Source organism: Wenzhouxiangella sp. AB-CW3, from assembly GCF_014725735.1.
Lineage (GTDB): Bacteria > Pseudomonadota > Gammaproteobacteria > Xanthomonadales > Wenzhouxiangellaceae > Wenzhouxiangella.
Genome location: NZ_CP061368.1, coordinates 1,047,225 through 1,068,206, shown reverse-complemented (window position 1 = coordinate 1,068,206; position 20,982 = coordinate 1,047,225). Strand labels below are relative to the sequence as shown.

Sequence of the window (20,982 nt, the reverse complement as noted above, 5' to 3'; positions counted from 1 at the left end):
GGCAGTATTTCAAGGAGTACGGTTTCATGCCCGCCCAACCCGCCAGCGCCATGCGCCTACCTCTGCTGGCCCGCAAGATGGTCGAGGCCGGCCTGTTTGACGAGAACAAGGCGCAGGAAGCCGTCGAGACGGCTGGCAAGAAGGGGCGCACCTTCACCAGTCACATCGTGCGCGAGAAGCTGGTCGATGCCATGGCCTATGCCCACCTGGCCTCCGAGGATTTCGGCATGCCGCTGATCGACCTGACCGCGGTGGATCTGAAGAACGCCCCCACCGATGCGGTCAAGGAAGAGTTGCTGCGCAAGCACTTGATCGTGCCCATTCTCAAGCGCGGTCGGCGCCTGTTCGTGGCAGTGGCCGACCCCGGCAACAAGGCCGGACTCGACGAGATCACCTTTACCACCGGCTTGCAGGTCGAGGCCGTGCTGGCCCCCTACTCGGCGATCGAACCGGCCCTGGACCGGGCCACCGCCGGTTCGGCTTCGGCCTTCAACGAGCTGACCGAGGAAGAGGACAATCTCGAAAACCTGGAATTCGACCAGGGTGAGGAGCAGCAGGATCAGCAGCAGGATGCCGCCGGCTCGGATGACGCCCCGGTGGTGCGCTTTGTCAACAAGGTGCTGGTCGATGCCATCCGCAAGGGCGCCTCGGACATCCACTTCGAGCCCTACGAAGAGGAGTATCGCGTCCGCTTTCGCGTGGACGGCGTACTGGTGACCCAGGTGCGCCCGCCCAAGCGCATGTCGCCGCGACTGTCGGCGCGTCTTAAGGTCATGGCCAATCTGGATATCGCCGAGCGCCGCATTCCGCAGGATGGCCGCATCAAGCTCAATATTTCCAAGGGCCAGGCCTACGATTTTCGTGTCTCGACCTGCCCGACACTGTGGGGCGAGAAGATCGTGCTGCGTATTCTCGATTCCTCCGGCGCCTATCTCGGCCCCGAGAAACTGGGCTTTGAGCCCAAGCAGCAGGAAGACTACCTTGCCGCCATCAACAAGCCCTACGGCATGGTGCTGGTCACCGGCCCGACCGGTTCCGGTAAGACGGTCACGCTCTACACCGCCCTGGGTATACTCAACGACGAGGGCCGGAATATTTCCACCGTCGAGGATCCGGTGGAAATTCGCATGAAGGGCATCAATCAGGTCCAGCAGAACACCAAGCAGGGCCTCACCTTTGCCGCCGCGCTGCGCTCGTTTCTGCGCCAGGATCCCGACATCATCATGGTCGGCGAGATCCGTGACCTGGAAACGGCCGAAATCGCCATCAAGGCCGCCCAGACCGGTCACCTGGTGCTCTCGACGCTGCACACCAACGACGCCCCGGCCTCGATTGCCCGACTGACCAACATGGGTGTGCCGTCCTACAATATTGTTTCCACCGTCCACCTGGTGCTGGCCCAGCGCCTGGGCCGTACCCTGCATACCTGCAAAAAGCGCGAGGAAGTGCCCGACGACGCCCTGCTGCGCGTCGGCTTTACCGAGGACGAAGTGGCCGAGGGTATCCAGATCTACGAGGCCAATGGCTGCGACCAGTGCACGGCCGGCTACAAGGGCCGGACGGGTGTGTTCCAGGTCATGCCCATCACCGAGGACATGGAACGGGTGATTCTGGAAGGCGGCTCGGCGCTGGACCTGGAAAAGCAGGCGGCCCGCGAGGGCATCGTCGATCTGCGCCGCGCGGCGCTCAACAAGGTCAAGGCCGGACGCATCAGCCTGGCCGAGATGAACCGCGTAACCAAGGATTGACGTGAAGCCCCACCCCTTGTCGTCCCGCCCCCCCATTGTCGTCCCGGACTTGATCCGGGACCTCCCACCCTGAAACCGATACCAGCGCCGTGCCAGAACCACCATGCGAGGTCCCGGCTCTCCGCTGACGCTACGGCCGGGACGACGAAGTGTGTTGATGGCCCGAGCAAGCGAACCCCTTGTCGTCCCGGACTTGATCCGGGACCTCCCACCCTGAAACCGATACCAGCGCCGTGCCAGAACCACCATGCGAGGTCCCGGCTCTCCGCTGACGCTACGGCCGGGACGACGAAGTGTGTTGATGGCCCGAGCAAGCGAACCCCTTGTCGTCTCGGACTTGATCCGGGACCTCCCACCCTGAAACCGATACCAGCGCCGTGCCAGAACCACCATGCGAGGTCCCGGCTCTCCGCTGACGCTACGGCCGGGACGACGAAGTGTGTTGATGGCCCGAGCAAGCGAACCCCTTGTCGTCCCGGACTTGATCCGGGACCTCCCACCCTGAAACCGATACCAGCGCCGTGCCAGAACCACCATGCGAGGTCCCGGCTCTCCGCTTCGCTGCGGCCGGGACGACGGGAGGGGCTGGCTTGGGACCAACGCCGTGCCGGGGCCACCGTGCGAGGTCCCGGCTCTTCGCTTCGCTGCGGCCGGGACGACGAGGTGTCTATGATGGCCGGGACGACGAGGTGTCTATGATGGCCGGGACGACGGGGTTCTTGCCGCCGCCTTGCATTCGCCAACGAAACTGCGCAAAATCACGGTATTGTGAAGACTTGTGCAGGCCGCTTGCCAGCAACCGGCCGCCACGGCCCACCCCGGGAGACAGGCACTAGATGGCTACAACCAAGGACCAGATGCAGACCTTCCTGTGGGAAGGCAAGGACAAACGCGGCAAGAAACTCAAGGGGGAGCGGCTTGGCCGCAACGAGCTGCTGGTAAAGGCCGAACTGCGCCAGCAGGGCATCATTCCCGGCCGCATCCGCAAGAAACCCAAGGCGCTGTTCGGCAGTTCTGGGCGCCGCATCACGCCCAAAGACATGGCGGTCTTCACGCGCCAGCTCGCCACCATGATCCACTCCGGCATTCCGCTGGTACAGGCGTTTGCCATCATCGGCCAGGCGGCGGAGAACCCGCGGATGAAGAAGCTGATCTCCGACATCCGTGTGGATGTCGAGGGCGGCACGACCCTGGCCGAGGCGCTGGCCAAGCACCCGCTGTATTTCGACGAACTCTACGTCAACCTGGTCGAAGCCGGCGAAAGTGCCGGTGTGCTCGACCAGGTGCTGCACTCCATCGCCAGCTACAAGGAGCGGATGGAATCGATCAAGGGCAAGATCAAGAAGGCCATGTTCTACCCGGCCGCCGTGCTGGCCGTGGCCATCGGCGTGACCGCGCTGCTGCTGATTGTCATCATCCCGCAGTTCGAGGACATGTTCGTCGGCTTCGGCGCCGATCTGCCGGCTTTTACGCGCATGGTCCTCGATCTTTCGGACTTCATGCAGCGGCGTGGCTGGCTGGTTTTGCTCGGCACTATTGTCGCCATTGTCGGCGTTATACAGCTGAAAAAGCGCAACAAGAAGTTTGCCCACGCCCTCGACCGCCTGTCGCTGCGCCTGCCCATACTTGGCGGGGTGCTTGAGAAGTCGGCGCTGGCCCGATTTGCCAGTACCCTGTCCACGACCTTCGCCGCCGGTGTCCCCTTGGTCGACGCACTGCGCACGGTGGCTGGCGCCACCGGCAACGTCGTGTTCGAGGAGGCCGTCTACCAGATCCGCGAGGACGTGGCCACCGGACATCCCCTGCAGTTGGCCATGCAGCAAACCGGGCTGTTTCCGCCAATGATGGTGCAGATGACCGCCATCGGCGAGGAAGCCGGTTCACTCGATGCCATGCTGGAGAAGGTCGCCGCCTTCTACGAGGAAGAGGTCAACAACACCGTGGACGCGCTGTCCAGCCTGATCGAGCCCATCATCATCGTGATCATTGGCGTACTGGTCGGCAGCCTGGTGGTCGCCATGTACCTGCCCATCTTCCAGATGGCTGCGGTTATCTAAGGTTCGAGGTTCGAGGGTCGAGGTTCGAGGTTAGAGGCTGGTGGAGAAAGAGTTAGCGGACCAACCAACGAACAAACAAGAAGACTCATAAACCAATGATCGAAGTTATCCAGGCATTGCACCCGGCGGTCCTTGTGGCCGCCGTTTTCGTTTTCGGGTTGTTGATCGGCAGCTTTCTCAATGTGGTCATCCTGCGCTATCCGCGCCGGCTGCTGCATGACTGGCAATGCCAGTGCCGTGAGCTGCTCGAACTGGAGCCGCCAACCGACCAGCCGCCGCCCGACCTGGTGAAATCGCGTTCGCATTGCCCATCGTGCCGGAACACGATTGCCTGGTACGACAATATCCCGGTAATCAGCTGGATCGTGCTGGGTCGCAAATGCCGGCATTGCGGTACGAGCATCGCCTTTCGCTATCCGCTGGTGGAACTGGCCACGGCCATTCTCTCCGCGGTGGTCATCTGGCATTTCGGGGCCAGTACCGAAGGCCTGGCCGCGCTGGTGCTGACCTGGACCCTGATTGCGGCAACCGGCATCGATATCGATCATCAGCTCCTGCCCGATCAGGTCACCCTGCCCCTGCTCTGGCTGGGCCTGGCCCTGAACCTGTGGCTGGGGCTGTTTGCCACGCTGGAGGATGCCGTTATCGGCGCGATTGCCGGCTATGGCTCGCTGTGGCTGGTCTATCACGGTTTCCGACTGGCCACTGGCAAGGAGGGGATGGGCTACGGCGACTTCAAGCTGCTCGGCGCACTGGGCGCCTGGCTGGGCTGGCAGGCGCTGCCCATGATCATCCTGGGCGCCTCGCTGGTCGGTGCCATTGTTGGCCTGGTCCTGATGGTCGCCATGCGTCGGGGTCGCGAGATCCCCATCGCTTTCGGACCCTACCTGGCCGCGGCCGGGTGGATCGCGATGATCTGGGGTGACAGAATTCTTGATTTCTGGCTGGTGTATTGATGGTTTCGGCGTAATAGTACGTGTAGCGCAGGGGATACGCGCAGTTGGCCTGCGGTTGGATGGGCGTTGTGCCGGGGATGCACCCCCGGCCTACGGATTGCAGGCGTTGTGCCGGGGATACGAACGGGCGCCCCTGTTCTACCCCGGCCTACGGTTGGGGGCATTGCGTGGGACTGCAATTCCGGCGTGTCCGGGATGCGTCCGTTGTGTAGGCCGGCGCTGCGTCGCCGGCGTCCAGCGATGAAGTCGCCCGGAAACCCGAGCCAGAACGACCTTGCGAGACAAGGAGAATGAAAGATCGACCCGCAGGAGAGTCCGGTCATGCAGCGAGCTGAAAACACATACCGCTCAAGCCCCGGTGCCTGGCTGATTCTGATCTTCGTGGCCGGATACCTGCTGACCGCCTGGACCGTCAGCTACCTTTCTGACTTTCATGGCCATGAAATCGGCTGGCTGACACGGATCTGGCCCGCTCATCTTCGTGATACCAGCAGTGGTTTTCTCTGGTTCGAGCTGTTCGGCGAGCATTCGCCCACAGAATAGTTGCAGCGACTGTTTCTGCTGCTCGGCGCGCTGTTCTGCCTGTTGACCGGCTTTCGTTCACAGGCTCAGCGCAGCCTGTACTGGGCCATCGGCTTGACGGTGATTGCACTGGTCTGGATGTACCTCGAAGACAGTCAGAATATCCGTCATGCGCTGTCAGTCTGGATGGGAGAAGCCGTCTGGGCCTATGACCCGGAATCCATCGAGTGGCGACGCAGCCTGATTCGAACCCTTGTAGAGTTGACCGTTTACGCGCTCATGGGGGCCGTGGCCCTGAGCGGACTGGTCCTGCTGCTGATGCACACCGGCGTTCGACATACCGGTGGCCGATGCCTAGTGGTCGGCGTGGTAGTCTTCGGTGTGGCCGCGGCAGCTTCGGCCACACGCAATGTAGGTGATTGGTATGCCCGAGCCGGCGACGTGCTCTTTCATTGGGTGGCGGCAACCGGTACCGTCGAGCACGATAGTACCCGGGTGGCCTTCCTTGAGGACCCCGTTGGCTTCTGGTTTTTTGATTTCGTGATCGAGGAGTCCCTGGAGCTGATCGGTGCGGCCTGCCTGTGCGCCGGCTTGGTCTGGATTTACAGCAACCGTGAGCGGCTTTTCTAGAAGGACGCTGCCTGACTGCCAGAACACCGGGGATACGCGTGGACAATCTTTGGTCGGTTGATAGCTGAAGCTCTCTCACCCACAAGGCAAGTGTTGATTGATCTTTCCTTGACGCACATCACTACTCTTGTGCTCTCGCGAGAATACCATCACAGTGGCGCACTCCGAGGGTTTGCGCGTGTTGATCATTCGACCGGAGTAACAGCCATGACCAGATTTATCTTGTTGACGGGAACAATCATGTCCATGATTCTCATGAGCCTTCTTGCGTCGGACCAGTCGTCTTTGATTGAGTCCGCACATGCCGACGAGGAAGCAAGTGTTGATCGAATTACCGTGTTTGCTCCACGCATCACACGGGAACGATCACGCAGGGGCAGTATGGCCCATGTGGAAAAAATGGAGCGGACTGCCGTCGTGGACTTCAGCGATCTGGACCTGAGCCGAACAGCCGACTTGTTTGAGCTCGAAGACCGCATTCATGAAGCCGCCTCCACGATCTGCGAGGAATTGGCAGAGTCCTATCCGCAAGGTCAGCCGGCCACCCCGGTATGCATTCGGCGCGCCGTGGACGATGCGATGGCCGATGCAAGACTGCTGGCACGCTCCCCGCAGTAGACCGGAATGCACCCCGGGCCTGCGACCCGGCGCTGGCCTGACTAGGCCGGCGCTGCGTCGCTGGCGTTTGGCGGCAGAGAACTCCACCAGCCGCTTAATTCTGCGGAAACAGGCGCGCGACGGTTTGTGCGGCATGGTCACCGTCGATTCGGCGCCGGGCCTCGATCAGCCATTGTCGAGCATCTTCGGCTGTCGCGGGAGGAGGTTCGCGCGGTACTGACCCGGCGGGCGGTGTCGCTTGCCGGGTCGGGTCCAGCAGCAGGAACCAGTCCAGCCATGCGGCACTGATCCAGATCCGGGGGCGTTCATCATCGCTGCACAGTGACAGGGCCCGCCGCTCGCGCAGCAGTTGCGCAAACCACCCGGTCCAGCCGCCGGCCGGCCGGGGCGCACCCAGACCGATGCCGGTCTCACCCTCCCGCTGGGTCAGAAAGCCGGCTGCATGGAGCAGATCATCCAGCGCATCGGCGCTGGGACGGATGCCGGCCACGCCGGCAATGGCGACAGCATTGTCCGGCGGCGACGGTTCGCCGGCCATGGACCGGGCCGCACCACCGGAACCCGGCATGGCGCGGGGCAGCCGGGGATGGCTTGTGGTGGCCGGCTGCTCGAAATTCCGGGTTCGGCGCTCCTCGGCCGCGGCTTCGTCTAGAAAGCTGTGGGGCGGAGCGTGAATCATGGCCTCGGCCAGGGGCGAGGGTTGCGAGGTTTCGACGGCATGCACCTGCAGCCGGCCCTGTTCGATGCGCTCGAGCAGGTCGATCAGCCCGGGCAGATCCATGTAGTCGTTGAGACAGTCGTTCAGGGCCTGTCTGACCAGCGGATGATCCGGCACCTGTCTGGGCCCGCTGAGGTTTTCCAGGCAGGCCAGCTGATCGGGAAAGACGCAGGCAATCAGGTTCTCGGCCTGGCTGCGCTGGCGCTGGGCGGGAATGCGGCCGGCCGGACCGGTCTTGAGCAGCACCAGGGCATTGTTGGCACACCAGCGAAACCGGGTGAGAAACAGGGGGGTGTCGAGCAGGGCCTGGGTGAGCACATCGGCCACGTTGTGAGAGCGCACGAACGAGACCACCTCGGCCAGTTCGAAGCGGCTGGTCACACCCAGCGATATCAGGATACCGTCGTCGGTGGCGGCCGCCTGCAGTTCAAAGTTGAACTGGCGGCAGAAACGCTTGCGCAGCGCCAGCCCCCAGGCCCGATTGATGCGGGCTCCGGCCAGGGTATGCAGCACCACGTGCCGATCGCCGCCCGGGTCGGTGACCTGCTCGATGATCAGCCGGTTCGGGCCGGGCAGGCAACCCAATACAGATCGGGATTCGGCCAGCATCTCCATGGCCTGGGGGTGCAAGGACGCCGCCCGCTCGCCGTCGTACACGCCCAGCACCGCGGCGGCGACTTCCCGGGTTCGTCCCGGTCCTTCGCCGAACCAGAACGGCAGCTCGGCCGGTTCGTCATCGGCCGGATCGACCAGTACCTCACCGGTGCTCACACGCAGTATTTTCCAGGCCCGCCTTCCCAATTGCAGGACCTGCCCCGGGGAGGATTCGAAAGCAAACTCCTCGTCCAGCCGTCCCACCGTCTCGCCGCTGTCGGCCCGCACCACGTCGTACTCGAAGAACTCGGGAATGGTGCCGGCATTGGCCAGTGCCAGCCGTCCGGCGCGCGGCGCCACCCGCCAGCCACCGGATCCATCGGGCTCCACCAGGGGCTTGAACTGCTGCAGGGGCATGTCTTCGGGACTGGCCGCAAGTGCCGCGAGCAAATCTTCCACCGTCTGCCGCGATACTTCGCCGAAAGGGCGGGCGGTTTGCACTGTCTGCAGGATGGCAGGGACGTCCAGCCTCTCGGCCGCCAGCATGGCCACCAGGTGCTGGGCCAGCACGTCGCTTGCCCCGCGTGGAATGGTCGTATGGTCGATGGTTCCGGCATCAAGACAGCCGGCCAGGGCGGTGGCCTCGATGAGTTGATTACGGGTCAGCGGGAACAGGTGCATGCAAGGCCGCTTGCCGGGACGGTGTCCACTGCGCCCGGCACGCTGCCGGACCAGATTCACCGAGCCGGGCGCGCCGATCTGGCAGACCCGGTCGACATGCCCCAGATCCAGCCCCAGCTCCAGTGAGGCACTGCTGACCATGACCCGCAGCGCCCCCTGCCTGAAGCGGCTTTCAATTGTTTCGCGGTGGCTGGTATCCAGGCTGCCGTGATGCGCGCCGACCTGGCCCGGCTGGCCATGCTCGACGAGACGCTCGTCAATCGCGGCGGATGTACGTTCGACCTGGGCGCGGGTCTGGCAGAACACCAGCAGCGAGCGATCGCCCAGTGCCAGCGAAACGATGCGGTCGTGGATCTGCTGCCAGTGCACTGTTCCCGGCCAGGCACCCAAGGGCGTTTCCGGCAATTCCAGCTTCAGCGCCACGGCGCCCGGTGGCTGCGGATTGATGACCTCGCAGGGCCACTGCCCGCCCAGCAACTCGGCCAGCGCTGTCGCCGGTCTCGCGGTGGCCGACAGGCCGATGCGCTGCACCGGCCTGGCGACCAGCCTGTCGAGTCGCGCCAGTGACAGGGCCAGGTGTGCGCCGCGCTTGGTATCGGCCAGGGCATGGATTTCATCAACGACCACGGCTTCGACGGATCGCAACAGGGCCCGCCCGCCGTGGCTGCCCAGCAGAACGAACAGGGATTCCGGCGTGGTCGACAGCAGGTCGGGGGGCTGCTTTCGCTGGCGAAGACGCTCAAACTGCGGGGTATCGCCACAACGCAGGCCCATGGTCAGCGGCCGCCCGCTCACCCGGCCGGCCGCGGCCAGCATGGGCGCCAGATTATGAGTCATGTCGCGGGCCAGGGCCTTGAGCGGAGCGATGTGCAGGGCACGCACGGCGCGCTCTTCGTCGGATTGATCGGCCAGGCGTTCGACCACCGGTCGCCAGGCCGCCAGCGACTTGCCCTGTCCAGTGGCGGCAATCAGCAGGGCATTGCGGCGTTGGCGCAGCAGCGGCCAGGCTTCGCGCTGAATGGCGGTCGGGGAGCCCAGTTCGCGCTCGAACCAGACATCCAGTTCATGTTCGGCGCCAAACAGCTTCATCGGACTCCCGTGATCAGGCTCCTTTCAATCTGGCCAGTGCCTGCTCATCGAGCCGGAAAACGGTCCACTCGTCCATGGGACGCGCGCCCAGGCTCTTGTAGAAATCAATGGCCGGTTGATTCCAGTCCAGCACGCTCCACTCCATGCGGCCGTATCCGCGCTCGCGGGCGATGCCGGCCAGGTGCAGCAACAGGGCCTTGCCGATTCCAAGTCCGCGAAACGCTTCGCGGACATACAGGTCTTCGAGGTAAAGTCCGGGTTTGCCGACGAATGTGGAGAAGTTGCGAAAGAACAGCGCGAAGCCGGCCACCTCTCCGTCCCATTCGGCCAGCGCCCCTTCGGCCACCGCCTGCTCCCCAAACAGCGACTCGGTCAGAAGCGCGGGCGTGGCTTCAACCTCATCGGCAAGACGTTCATATTCGGCCAGCTCCCTGATCAATTGCAGCAGGAGCAGTTCGTCACCGGGTACGGCACGGCGAATCACCAGGGTCTGACTCATCAGGCCTCCTCTCCGGATTTCTCGCGCGAAACATGCAGCAGCCCGGCATCCACCAGCGCTGGAATGCCCTGCTCACGAAAACGGGGCATGAATTCAGCCGTCGCGGCACCGGGGCGCAGGGCCAGGCTGACCCAGCGATCCCGGCCTTCGCGCTTGGCCAGGTAATTGGCTGCATCGGCCAGCTCGATGACCTCTTCCCAACTGAGCATTTCCGGCTGCTCGGCCAGGGCCGGATAGGTGGCCACACCGATCGAGCAGCTGACATTGATCTCGCCGCGATCGGTATCGAAAACCTCGCTTCTGACGGCGGCCATGATGCGCTCGGCACAGGCGGTGGCCTGATCACCCTCGCTGTGACGCGCCACGATCAGAAACTCTTCGCCACCCCATCGCACCACGTAATCGGAATCACGAACCTGGGCCTGCAACAGCTGCGCGAACCGGGACAACACCTGGTCACCGGCTGTGTGCCCGTAGCGATCGTTGATCTGCTTGAAGTGGTCCAGATCGACCATCAGGAAGCTGATGTCCTCATTGGCATGCTTGCCCTTGCGCCGGTACACCCGGTCGACGCCGGCAATGTCATGGGGGATCTGCTCTACCAGGAAACGTCGATTGCGCAAACCGGTCAGCGGATCGGTCAGGCTGGCATCGAGCAACTGCCGGTTCACTTCCTTGAGCTGCTCGGTGCGCTCGCGCACCATGTGTTCGAGCAAGCGTCCGCGACGACGCAGGTGGCGAACACTGTAGCGCCAGCCCAGATAGAGCATGATCAACACCAACACGGACACCAGCAGCCGGAACCAAAGGGTCTGGTAGTAACTTGGTTCGAGCTTCAGGGTCAGCACGGCCGGATCGTCACTGTAGAGCCCCTGCTCATTGCCGGCAAGCACCTCGAACCGATAGTCGCCGGGGGGCAGGTTGGTGTAGAAAGCCGTACGGCGGGCGCCGGCCTCGACCCATTCATCATCGAAACCGATCAGTCGGAAACGATGCTTGACACCCTTTGGCCAGCGGAAATCGAGCCCGGCAAAGTCCACCTCCAGGTCGCGCACGGCCGGCGGCAGGACCAGTTCCGCGGCTTCAACATGACCCAGCTCATGCTGTTCGCCGCCAGCACGCACCCGCGCCAGTCGTGGCCGGGGTGGCGGCGGATCCTGTCGGGCCTGGGCGACATCAAGAATCAGAACGCCCTCAAGGCTCGGACACCAGAGAAGGCCTGCATCAGGCTGGTACAGACCGGCCTGGCCCAATCCACCGTTGCACTGGGCAATGACAGGATGATCCAGCCCCCCGTAGATCCGAGGCTCGAAGCTGCTGCGCTCGCCACGGTCGATCTCGTCGAACTGTTCCAGCGGAATGCGCTGGATGCCCTCGTGAGAGGTTGCCCAGATTTCATCGCCGATGCGGGTCATGAACGAGGCCACCGTGGCACTGAGCCCGCGACCGTCGGTATACGTGCGCACCCGCTCATCATCGACTCGCATCCAGGCTCCCTGCATCATGGCCCAGATCTCGCCATCGATCTCGAACAGGCTCGATACCGAAAGCTCTCCAATCTCGGTGTCTTCGCCCACCGGCTCGAATCCGTCCACGCCTCCCCGGAACAGCCCGGTATCCGTCCCCACCCAGATCTCGCCGTGGCTGTCTTCCATGACGTCCCGCACCCGTGCCTGGGTCACGCCCTGCTGCGAGCCGACTCGCTGCAGTTCTCCGTTGCGCCACCAGTAGAGCCCCTCGAAACTGGCCATCCAGTAGCGCCCGTCGCTGGCACGGAATACGCGAGAAACATTGCGCTCGGGTAAATCCGCGGGAGTATCCAGTGGCTCAAGCGTTGAGCGGTCAAACCAGGCGACTCCGCCGCGGGTATTGACCCACAGTCGGTTGCCTTCTTCGTCGGCATAGATACCCATCACCATCGGGTGCGGCAGCGCATCGGGCGCCACCGCCTGCTCGAAGCGCTCACCGATCTGGCGAAACAGCCCCTGGTCATTGGTGCCGACCCAGACGGTGCCATCGCGATCTTCCTCGAAGGACCACACCATGCCATCGATCAGACCATCCACCTCGGTAAAACGGCGAAAAGGTGACGGAGCAAGCCTGATCACGCCGTTGGCCTGCGTGCCGACCCACAAGTGTCCACGGTCATCCAGGCTCAGTCGATGCAGCCACTCGCTGGCCGTGATATATCCGGTCACAACCGGGGCCGGCGCGGCATCGCCCGACAGTTGCCGGTACAGTCCCGATACGCTGCTGATCCAGAGCGTGTCATGGCGATCGATCAGCAGATCATGAATCTCGTGGCCATCCAGCGTCCGGTGCCAGTGGGCGGGATCGGTGCCGGGGCTCGCCTGATACATGCCATCGCTGGTCCCCACCAGCAATGTATCTCCGGATACCAGCAATGCCGTGAACTCATCATCGGATCGATCTTCGGGCAGGACATGCTGGTGCCATTGCCCCTCCTCCTGCCACCACAGCTCACCTCGACCGCCGGCAAATGGTCCATGCACCGGATCGTGAGTAATCGAGAACAACGAGCCGGCAACCCCCTCGATACGTCGCGGAGACGTATCCCTGAACTCGAACAGGCCGTGTTCGGTGGCGGCCCAGACACGATCTCGGCCGGCATCAACGGCCAGGTCCCGGACCGGACCGCTACGCTCTTCACCAAAGTCCACGGCGTGGAATCGATCCCCCTTGAAAACGCTCAGACCGCTTTCATGGCCAATCCAGATCCGTCCCTCTGCGTCCTCGGCCAGGGCATTGACATGATTGTGTCCCAGCCCGGCATGGGTGTCGGGATGAAACACTTCGAACTCATGGCCATCGAAGCGCACCGTGCCGTCCTGGGTGCCGATCCAGATCATGCCGTTGCCGGCCTGCAGCACATCCTTGCCGGTGATCTGGGGCATGCCATCGGCCACGCCCCAGCGCTGCTCGTGCAGTTGATGCGGCGGAACTTCAGGCGGCAGCGCCCAGGCACAGGGCAAGGCCAGGACAGCGACCACCAGAGCGATCAGCCGTCCCGGCCCGAGCAATCCCCAGTCAGTCATCGAATCCACCGCACCCGGCTCCTCCAAGGAGTTCAGAATCACCTGCTGGGCAGGATTGATGATCCGAAAGGACAACTAGAGCGACTTCTCCAGCTCCGGCACAAGCTCGAATAGATCGCCCACCAGCCCCAGATCGGCCACTTCGAAAATCGGTGCTTCCGGATCCTTGTTGATGGCCACGATGGTACCGGCATCCTTGATGCCTGTCAGGTGCTGGATGGCACCGGAAATGCCGATGGCGAAATACAGGTCCGGGGCAATGATCTTGCCGGTCTGGCCGACCTGCAACTCGTTGGGCACGTAACCGGCGTCCACCGCCGCGCGCGACGCGCCGACCGCGGCATTGAGTTTTTTGGCCAGCGAATAAATGATATCGAAACCTTCCGACGATCCCATGGCGCGACCACCGGACACCACTACGGGTGCCGAGGCCAGGTCCGGCCCTTCGCCGCCACCGCCTTCGAGTTTGACGAAGCGGGTGTGACCCGGATCAGATCCCTGCGCATCACGCGACTCGATCTCGGCCGAGCCACCCTCCCCGGCCGCGGCAAACGACGCGGTGCGGATGGTAGCCACCACCGGCTGCCCTTCGGCCACCTTGACGGTGACGATGGCGTTGCCGGCATAGATCGGGCGCTTGAAGGTGCGCTCGTCGATCACTTCCTGGATATCGGAGACCTGGTTGACGCCGATGAGTGCGGCGGCACGCGGCAGCACATCCTTCCCGAAGGTCGTCGACGGTGCCAGGATGTGTGAATAATCACCCGCCAGGGCCTTGATCTCCGGCGCCAGGCGCGCGGCCAGGGCATGCGTGAAATCCTCGCCGGCAATGCTCAGCACGCGGCTGACGCCCTCGAGCTTCGCGGCCTGCTCGGCAATCGGAGCCGGATCGGCGGCAAATACCGCCACATCGATGTCGGAAACTCCCAGCCCCAGCGCGCCGGTCAGCGCCTTGGCCGTGGACGGATTGAGCGTTTCGCCGTCATGTTCGGCGATGATCAGAATCTTGGACATTACAGCAACCCCTTCGCCTTGAGTTCGGACACCAGTTCATCCACGCTTTCGACGATTTTGCCGCCACCACGCTTGGGCGGGGGCTCGAAGGTAGTCATCTCGATATCGGCAACGCGCTCCACTTCCAGATCGTCCAGCGACAGGGTCTCAAGCGGCTTGCGCTTGGCCTTCATGATCTCGGGCAGCTTGACGAAACGCGGCTCGTTCAGGCGCAGATCCGAGGTCATCACCGCCGGCAGATCCACCTCGATGTATTCCAGCCCGGCGTCGACCTCACGGGCCACCGTGGCCGTGCCATCGGCAATCTCGACTTTCGAGGCAAAGGTGGCCTGTGGCCGGTCCCACAGCGCGGCCAGCATCTGGCCGGTCTGGTTGCAGTCATCGTCGATGGCCTGCTTGCCGAGAAACACGATGCCCGGCTCTTCCTTTTCGACCAGCTTCAGAAAGATGCGGGCGGCGGTCAGGGGCTGCACCGGCGTTTCTGCATCCACCTGGATGGCGCGATCGGCGCCCATGGCCAGGCCGGTGCGCAGCTGCTGCTGCACCTCGTTGCCGCCGATCGAGGCGACGATCACTTCCTCGGCCTCACCGCGCTCCTTGATGCGCAGCGCCTCCTCCAGGGCAATCTCGTCAAACGGGTTGATCGACATCTTCACGCCGTCGGTCTCGACGCCGGAGCCGTCGGATTTCACGCGCACGCGCACGTTGTAGTCCACCACCCGCTTGAGGGTGACCAGAATCTTCATGGTGAAATTCCCGAGTTTGGTGACACAAGCCCGCTATTGTAACGGCAAGCGGCCTGGCGGTGCCTCATCCGGTTTTGCTGCACCAGAGCAGCATGCTATTCTCCACATCGAATGCCCTGTGCAGGGTGCGATCGGGCAAACAGAATGAAGAACGATGGGAGGGGTTTGGGGCCCATGAGTCAACACCGGCAGTGGCGGGCGGTGCTGTGCCGCCCGAAACAGGAACGCAAGGCCGAGGCCCACCTGGAGCATCAGGGCTTCGAGGTTTTTCTGCCGCGCCTGCGGGCACGCCGCCTGTTGCGGGGTCGGCCCATCGCCCGGGTCGAACCGCTGTTTCCCCGCTACCTCTTCGTTCGACTTGAGGCCTTCGCCGACGACTGGTCAACCATTCGATCTACCCGGGGCGCCATTGGCCTGGTGCGCTTCGGCAACGAATTTCCAGTGCTGGAAGACGGTATCATTTACGAGTTGAGAGCCCGGCAGGACGATCAGGGTCTGATCGACCTTTCTGCCGCCATGGACGTCCGTGCCAACGATCCGGTCGAGATCACCAGCGGCGCGATGGCCGGCCTGAGAGCGGTTTTTCGAGCCCGAACCGGCGAGGATCGCGTCATAGTGCTGCTCAAGCTCCTCAACAAGGAACGAGAAATCGAACTGCCACGCGACCATATCCGGAAGGTGGTCTGACCCAAGACGGCGAAGGGTGAACGGGTGAATCGACAACACAACCGCGCTCATAGCCGTGCCAAACCGAACGGTGCGAGGCTCCGGAGATCGCCTGCGGTGATTCCGGGGCGACGTGCATGATGTTTCCCTGAAACCTGAACCCTGGAACCTTCAATTTATGTGCGGAATCGTAGGCGCTACCTCACCGAGAAACATCACCCCCATACTCATCGAGGGGCTGAAGCGGCTGGAATACCGCGGCTACGATTCAGCCGGCCTGGCCGTGCTGGTCGACGACCAGCTCGAACTGAGGCGCGCGGTCGGCAAGGTCGAAAAACTGGTTGCCGCAGTCGAGGCCAACGGCGCCGACAGCCACAGCGGTATCGCCCATACCCGCTGGGCCACGCACGGCCGACCGACCGAGGAGAACGCACACCCGCATGTCTCCAACCGGCAACTTGCGGTGGTGCACAACGGCATTATCGAAAATCACGACGAATTGCGCGCCTTGCTTCAGGCCGAGGGCTTCGAGTTCGCTTCGGAGACCGATACCGAGGTCATTGCCCACCTGATCGCCCACGAAGTCACTGGTGCCGGCGATTTTCGCAGTGCCTTTCTGCGTGCGGTCAGTCGACTCGAAGGAGCCTATGCCATCGCCGTCGTCACACCGGAAGACCCCGAGGCGGTCTACTTTGCCCGCATGGGCAGCCCGCTGGTGGTCGGTGTCGGGCTGGAAGAGAATTTCGTTGCCTCCGATCCGCTGGCACTGCTGCAGGTCACCGACCGCTTCATTCACCTGGAAGACGGCGACCTGGGCCGGATCGACCGCGACATCATTGCCCTGTTCGACCGTTCAGGCGAACCGGTGGAACGACCAAGTGAACGCTACGCTCATGACGACCAGGTGGCCAGCAAGGGCGACTATCGTCACTTCATGCTCAAGGAGATTCACGAGCAGCCCGAGGCCGTCGCCAACACGCTGGTCGGCAAGCTGGGCAGCCGTCATGTGCTGACCGAATCGCTGGGGCCGGAAGCCAATGCCATTCTGCCCGACATCGAGGCGATCCATATCATCGCCTGCGGCACCAGCTACCACGCCGGCCTGGTGGCGCGCTACTGGCTGGAGGCCATTGCCGGCATTCCGGTCAACGTCGAAGTCGCCAGCGAATACCGCTACCGCAAGCCGGTCGCTCCGCGCAATACACTGTTTGTCGGTATCTCGCAGTCAGGCGAGACTGCGGATACCCTGGCGGCCCTCAGATTCGCCAAACAGGCCGGGTATTGCCAGACCCTGGCCCTGTGCAACATGCCGGGCTCTACCCTGGTGCGCGAGTCCGGACTGAGGCTGCTGACCAATGCCGGGGTGGAAATCGGTGTGGCCTCGACCAAGGCCTTTACCACCCAGCTTGCCGCGCTGTACTGGTTCACCATCGCCCTGGCGCGTGCGCGCGGGCAGATCGACGAGGAAACCGAAGCCGCCGCCGTTGCCGAGCTGCGCGAGTTGCCCGAACAGATCCGGCAGACGCTGTCGCTGGAGAGCGCCATCCAGCAACTGTCAGAGACCTTCATCGACAAGCATCACGCGCTGTTTCTAGGGCGCGGCACCCACTATCCCGTGGCCCTGGAAGGCGCCCTGAAGCTCAAGGAAATCAGTTACATCCATGCCGAGGCCTACCCGGCCGGGGAGCTCAAGCACGGCCCCCTGGCGCTGGTCGACGAGGACATGCCGGTCATCAGTGTCGCTCCGGGCGACAACTTGCTGGGCAAACTCAAATCGAACCTGGAAGAAGTCCGCGCGCGCGGCGGACAACTGGTCAACTTCGTGGCCAGCAGTGTCGACATGCACGAGGGCACGGGCGTTACCAACATTCATGTGCCGGGCATGGACAATGCGCTCAGCCCGCTGATTGCCACCATCCCGCTACAGTTGCTGGCCTACCACGTGGCCCTGCTCAAGGGCACGGATATCGACAAGCCCCGCAATCTGGCCAAGTCGGTCACGGTCGAGTAGGGGAAACCAGGAACACCCCTTCCCCTCCGTGTTCGAAGTCCAGCCAGGTGGCCTCGATCTTTCGCTCGGCCAGCAGACGATCGGCGGCTTCGGCGGCTTCGCCCACTTCGCAGACCAGGATTCCGCCGGGTTCCAGGTGATCGGATGCCTGATCGAGCAGGTGCCGGACCAGGTCGAGCCCGTCGTCGCCGGCCTCCAGACCGAGGACGGGTTCGTGGCGGTACTCCTCGGGTAAATCGGCCATCGAGGCGGTCGGCACGTATGGCGGGTTGGCGAGGATGACGTCGTACCGACGCTCCCCCAGCCCTTCGAGCAGATCCGATTCGATGCAGTCGACGCGCTCGGACACGTCGTGCCGCTCGGCGTTACGGCGGGCCAGTTTTAGTGCTTCGGGGCTGATGTCAACCGCATCCACTGTCGCTTCGGGCCAGCGCTTCGCCACGGCAATGGCGAGACAGCCCGACCCGGTGCCCACATCCACCACGCGCCTGAGCCTGCCCGGCTCCATCCAGGGTGCAAACCCCTCAACGATCAGCTCGGCCAACGGTGAGCGCGGCACCAGCACATCTTCGTTGACCTCGAAGGCCATGCCGCAGAACCAGGCCTCGCCCAGCAGGTAGGCCAGTGGCTTGCGAGTCGCAATGCGTTCGGCCACCAGGTCGCGCAAGCGGTTTTCCTCGGCCGATGCCAGCTCGCGCTGGAATACCGATTCATCGAAGTCCGGCGCCAGCCCCAGAGTCGCCGAGGCCATCCAGCAAGCCTCGTCAAAGGCGTTGTCGGTGCCATGCCCGAAATGCAGACCGGCGGCTTCCATCTCGGCGACATGCTGATGAATATGGTCGATCAGTTTCATGGCTGATGCTCGGGATTGGGATTGGGGGATGCGACAAGGCCGGTCAGCGCCTGCCCCATGCGAACCCGGGCGCCCGGAACAAGATCATCATGCCACCCGGGAAAGTCTCGGGGCGTAAGGACAATGACGGTGGACCCCCAGTGGAAGCGACCGAGCTCGGCTCCGCGGTCGAGAAAATGGCGATCAATGGCGGTGGTGCGCGATTCACGACCCGGGCGACGGTCGGCGGGGCTGCCCCAGACGGTTTCTATACCGGCGACCAACATGGCGGCAACCATGACCACTGCGACCGGCCCGTGGGCGGTATCGAGCATGGCGACCATGCGTTCATTGCGTGCGAACAGGCGCGGTACGGTCCGCACGGTGGCCGCCGAGACACTGAACAGGTCGCCGGGCACTCGCACCTCTTCGGTTACGTGGCCGGCGATGGGGCTGTGAACCCGGTGATAGTCGTATGGGGCCAGGTAGACGGTCACGAAGTGTCCGTCGACAAAGGCTTCGGCCCGCTCGCGTGAGGCCAGCAACTCGGCGGCAGTGTAGTCGATGCCCTTGACCTGGACAATGCGGTCTTCACTCAGACGGCCAAGCTGACTGACGGTTCCGTCGGACGGGCAGACCATGCGATGGCGCTGATCGGCCAGTGGTCGAGCGCCGGGGGCGAGAGCCCGGGTGAAGAAATCATTGAAGTTTTCGTAGTCGCCCGGTTTGTCGCGCTCGGCCTCGGCCAGGTCGACACCGAACAGGCGAATGAACACGGCGATGAATGGCCGCCGGAACCAGCCAGAACGACAGGTCGACAATCGCCAAGCCAGCGCGGTCAGCAGGTGCCGGGGCAGCAGGTATTGCGGCCAACTACGCAGCCGATCCGAAAATGAGGCGCTCACCGGGTCAGCGCAAAGACATCGGCGGTCACATCTTCACTGGTCACGGCCGGACCGAAGCGACCGTAAAGGCGGCCTTCCGGGTCGATGATCAGAATCGAGGCCGAATGATCGACGTTGTAAAAGCCGGTCTCCTCATCGGCTTCCTCGTGGAAATACACCAGGCCAAGCTGGCGCGTGAAACGGTCGATCTCCTCAAGATCTCCTGTCACGCCGATGAAATCATCATGGAACCAGCGGACATACTCGGCCAGGTGCTCACCCTGATCCCGCTCGGGGTCCACAGACAGGAAAACGACCTGTGGCAGGGTCTCCTGGCGCATCATGTCAAGATCGCGCATCGATTGGGCCAGCACCGCCAGGGTGTCGGGGCAGATATCCGGGCAATTGGTGAATCCGGCAAACAGCAGTGTCCACCGGCCTTCCAGGTCACTGCGCGTGAACGACTCGCCGGCGGCCGTCTCGAGCTGAAACTCATCGACATGACGTGCCTGCGGAAAGAGCCGGGCCTCGCGCAGGTCCAGCGTACGCTGCATCAGGTTTGACGACACCACGATTCCGCCGGCGATGGCGGCCACCGCGATAGCAATGATGATGAAGATACGGCCGTTTTGGGTTCGGAAACCGGGCATCTGGTTCATGGGCAAATTATATCGTTCGGATGTCAGGAAATTGATCGGGCATGGAAAAAGCGAGAGCCGGCCGATAAGCCGGGTTCTGTCGTGGACAGTCATTCATCTTGGACGGTTGTCGCCAACCGCCTCCAGCAGCCTACCCGGATGCAGCGCGGGCCACGCCGTGGCATCCCTATTTGGCCTTGCTTCGAGTGGGGTTTGCCCTGCCATGACTGTTACCAGTCACGCGGTGCGCTCTTACCGCACCATTTCACCCTTGCCTGTGCCTTGAAAAAGGCCATCGGCGGTATGTTTTCTGCGGCACTTTCCGTGGATCGGTGAAGACCCCCCAGGCGTTACCTGGCACCCTGCCCTGTGAAGCCCGGACTTTCCTCCATGCCCTCAACGGACACAGCGACTGTCTGGCCGGCTCTCGCGGGCATTATGACCGATCCGGAAGGCAAGGGTTCACTCATGTGCCATCCAACTCCTCGTCAGCTTTTCACGCGGCTCAACGCAACTGCGAAGAATTGATGACAGTCAACATCCGGTCAATCGCGCATGACTAGAATCGACCCCAACTGGATACTCCAACAGGGTTTGCATTATGTCGAAGGATTACCTGGCCGTGCAGGCCAGCTACGGGCGCTGCACGCGCCAGAAGGGTTTCATCACTCGCTTCTACGAATTGCTTCTGGACCGCGATGAGCGCATTCGGAAGATGTTTTCGACCACCGACTGGAGCCAGCAGAATCGGGCGCTGCGGCGAGGCATCAGCATTGCGCTGACCTATGCCGGGGGCTCGGACATTGTCGAGCGTTCGATGAACGAGATGGCCGATGTGCACAGCCGCAAGGGCCGCGCACCGGTCGATCCGGAGCTTTACAGGCACTGGCGCGAAAGTCTGCTTCAGGCCGTGGAGGAATTCGATCCGCGCCTCACGTCGGAGCTGCGCCAGGATTGGGCCGATGCACTCAGGAAAACCACCGACTATTTCACGGCGAAGTATTGACAGCCCCTAGCCCAGCC

At 63.2% G+C, this 20,982-nt stretch carries 17 protein-coding genes and 1 other RNA gene; 9 read left to right on the top strand and 9 right to left on the bottom strand.

The window, feature by feature from the left end:
• Nucleotides 1-26 precede the first annotated feature (26 nt).
• The 6 genes from pilB (at nucleotide 27) to IC757_RS04635 (ending at nucleotide 6,531) form a co-directional block, all read left to right on the top strand.
• Complete coding sequence (gene pilB / locus IC757_RS04660; RefSeq protein ID WP_223846256.1) at nucleotides 27-1,748, top strand: type IV-A pilus assembly ATPase PilB; 1,722 nt, start codon at nucleotides 27-29, stop codon at nucleotides 1,746-1,748.
• An 836-nt stretch (nucleotides 1,749-2,584) separates the two neighbouring features.
• Nucleotides 2,585-3,805, top strand: a complete 1,221-nt coding sequence (locus IC757_RS04655) for a type II secretion system F family protein (RefSeq protein WP_223846255.1) — start codon at nucleotides 2,585-2,587, stop codon at nucleotides 3,803-3,805.
• 95 nt (nucleotides 3,806-3,900) lie between these two features.
• Complete coding sequence (locus IC757_RS04650) at nucleotides 3,901-4,761, top strand: prepilin peptidase (protein ID WP_190976211.1); 861 nt, start codon at nucleotides 3,901-3,903, stop codon at nucleotides 4,759-4,761.
• 321 nt (nucleotides 4,762-5,082) lie between these two features.
• Nucleotides 5,083-5,304 (top strand): hypothetical protein, encoded by a 222-nt coding sequence (locus IC757_RS04645; protein WP_190976210.1) that lies wholly within the window; start codon nucleotides 5,083-5,085, stop codon nucleotides 5,302-5,304.
• On the top strand, nucleotides 5,305-5,913 hold the full coding sequence (locus tag IC757_RS04640) for a hypothetical protein (RefSeq protein ID WP_190976209.1): 609 nt from the start codon (nucleotides 5,305-5,307) through the stop codon (nucleotides 5,911-5,913).
• 207 nt (nucleotides 5,914-6,120) lie between these two features.
• Nucleotides 6,121-6,531 carry a UrcA family protein gene (locus tag IC757_RS04635; protein ID WP_190976208.1) on the top strand — a complete coding sequence of 137 codons (411 nt, stop codon included), beginning with the start codon at nucleotides 6,121-6,123 and terminating at the stop codon, nucleotides 6,529-6,531.
• A 94-nt stretch (nucleotides 6,532-6,625) separates the two neighbouring features.
• Here the strand turns inward: IC757_RS04635 and IC757_RS04630 are convergent, their stop codons facing one another.
• The 5 genes from IC757_RS04630 to IC757_RS04610 all read right to left on the bottom strand — a co-directional run bounded on the left by IC757_RS04630 (nucleotide 6,626) and on the right by IC757_RS04610 (nucleotide 14,928).
• The gene (locus IC757_RS04630; RefSeq protein WP_190976207.1) at nucleotides 6,626-9,613 is read right to left on the bottom strand and encodes a DEAD/DEAH box helicase; all 2,988 of its coding nucleotides are present in this window, start codon (nucleotides 9,611-9,613) and stop codon (nucleotides 6,626-6,628) included.
• 13 nt (nucleotides 9,614-9,626) lie between these two features.
• Nucleotides 9,627-10,112, bottom strand: a complete 486-nt coding sequence (locus IC757_RS04625) for a GNAT family N-acetyltransferase (RefSeq protein WP_190976206.1) — start codon at nucleotides 10,110-10,112, stop codon at nucleotides 9,627-9,629.
• A complete protein-coding gene (locus IC757_RS04620) occupies nucleotides 10,112-13,168 on the bottom strand; it encodes a ligand-binding sensor domain-containing diguanylate cyclase (RefSeq protein ID WP_190976205.1) in 3,057 nt (1,018 codons plus the stop codon). The genes IC757_RS04625 and IC757_RS04620 overlap by 1 nt, the downstream gene beginning before the upstream one ends.
• 75 nt (nucleotides 13,169-13,243) lie before the next feature.
• Nucleotides 13,244-14,182 (bottom strand): electron transfer flavoprotein subunit alpha/FixB family protein, encoded by a 939-nt coding sequence (locus tag IC757_RS04615; RefSeq protein WP_190976204.1) that lies wholly within the window; start codon nucleotides 14,180-14,182, stop codon nucleotides 13,244-13,246.
• The gene (locus IC757_RS04610; RefSeq protein WP_190976203.1) at nucleotides 14,182-14,928 is read right to left on the bottom strand and encodes an electron transfer flavoprotein subunit beta/FixA family protein; all 747 of its coding nucleotides are present in this window, start codon (nucleotides 14,926-14,928) and stop codon (nucleotides 14,182-14,184) included. Before IC757_RS04610 ends, IC757_RS04615 begins: the two co-directional genes overlap by 1 nt.
• A gap of 174 nt (nucleotides 14,929-15,102) precedes the next feature.
• Here IC757_RS04610 and IC757_RS04605 point away from each other — a divergent pair, with 174 nt between their 5' ends.
• Complete coding sequence (locus IC757_RS04605) at nucleotides 15,103-15,615, top strand: transcription termination/antitermination protein NusG (protein ID WP_190976202.1); 513 nt, start codon at nucleotides 15,103-15,105, stop codon at nucleotides 15,613-15,615.
• A gap of 157 nt (nucleotides 15,616-15,772) precedes the next feature.
• Nucleotides 15,773-17,605, top strand: coding sequence for a glutamine--fructose-6-phosphate transaminase (isomerizing) (gene glmS, locus IC757_RS04600; protein ID WP_190976201.1), 1,833 nt, complete (start codon nucleotides 15,773-15,775; stop codon nucleotides 17,603-17,605).
• Here glmS and prmB read toward each other — a convergent pair.
• The 4 genes from prmB to rnpB form a co-directional block, all read right to left on the bottom strand.
• Nucleotides 17,592-18,458, bottom strand: a complete 867-nt coding sequence (gene prmB, locus IC757_RS04595; RefSeq protein ID WP_190976200.1) for a 50S ribosomal protein L3 N(5)-glutamine methyltransferase — start codon at nucleotides 18,456-18,458, stop codon at nucleotides 17,592-17,594. The genes glmS and prmB overlap by 14 nt on opposite strands.
• Entirely contained in the window at nucleotides 18,455-19,342 is an 888-nt protein-coding gene (gene asd, locus IC757_RS04590; RefSeq protein WP_190976199.1) for an archaetidylserine decarboxylase, read from the bottom strand. Before asd ends, prmB begins: the two co-directional genes overlap by 4 nt.
• Nucleotides 19,339-19,980, bottom strand: a complete 642-nt coding sequence (locus IC757_RS04585; RefSeq protein WP_190976198.1) for an SCO family protein — start codon at nucleotides 19,978-19,980, stop codon at nucleotides 19,339-19,341. The genes asd and IC757_RS04585 overlap by 4 nt, the downstream gene beginning before the upstream one ends.
• A 49-nt stretch (nucleotides 19,981-20,029) precedes the next feature.
• An RNA gene (rnpB, locus tag IC757_RS04580) (RNase P RNA component class A) lies at nucleotides 20,030-20,387 on the bottom strand.
• Nucleotides 20,388-20,560: 173 nt separating this feature from the next.
• Here rnpB and IC757_RS04575 point away from each other — a divergent pair.
• Nucleotides 20,561-20,965, top strand: a complete 405-nt coding sequence (locus IC757_RS04575) for a globin (RefSeq protein WP_190976197.1) — start codon at nucleotides 20,561-20,563, stop codon at nucleotides 20,963-20,965.
• The last annotated feature ends 17 nt before the right edge of the window (nucleotides 20,966-20,982 follow it).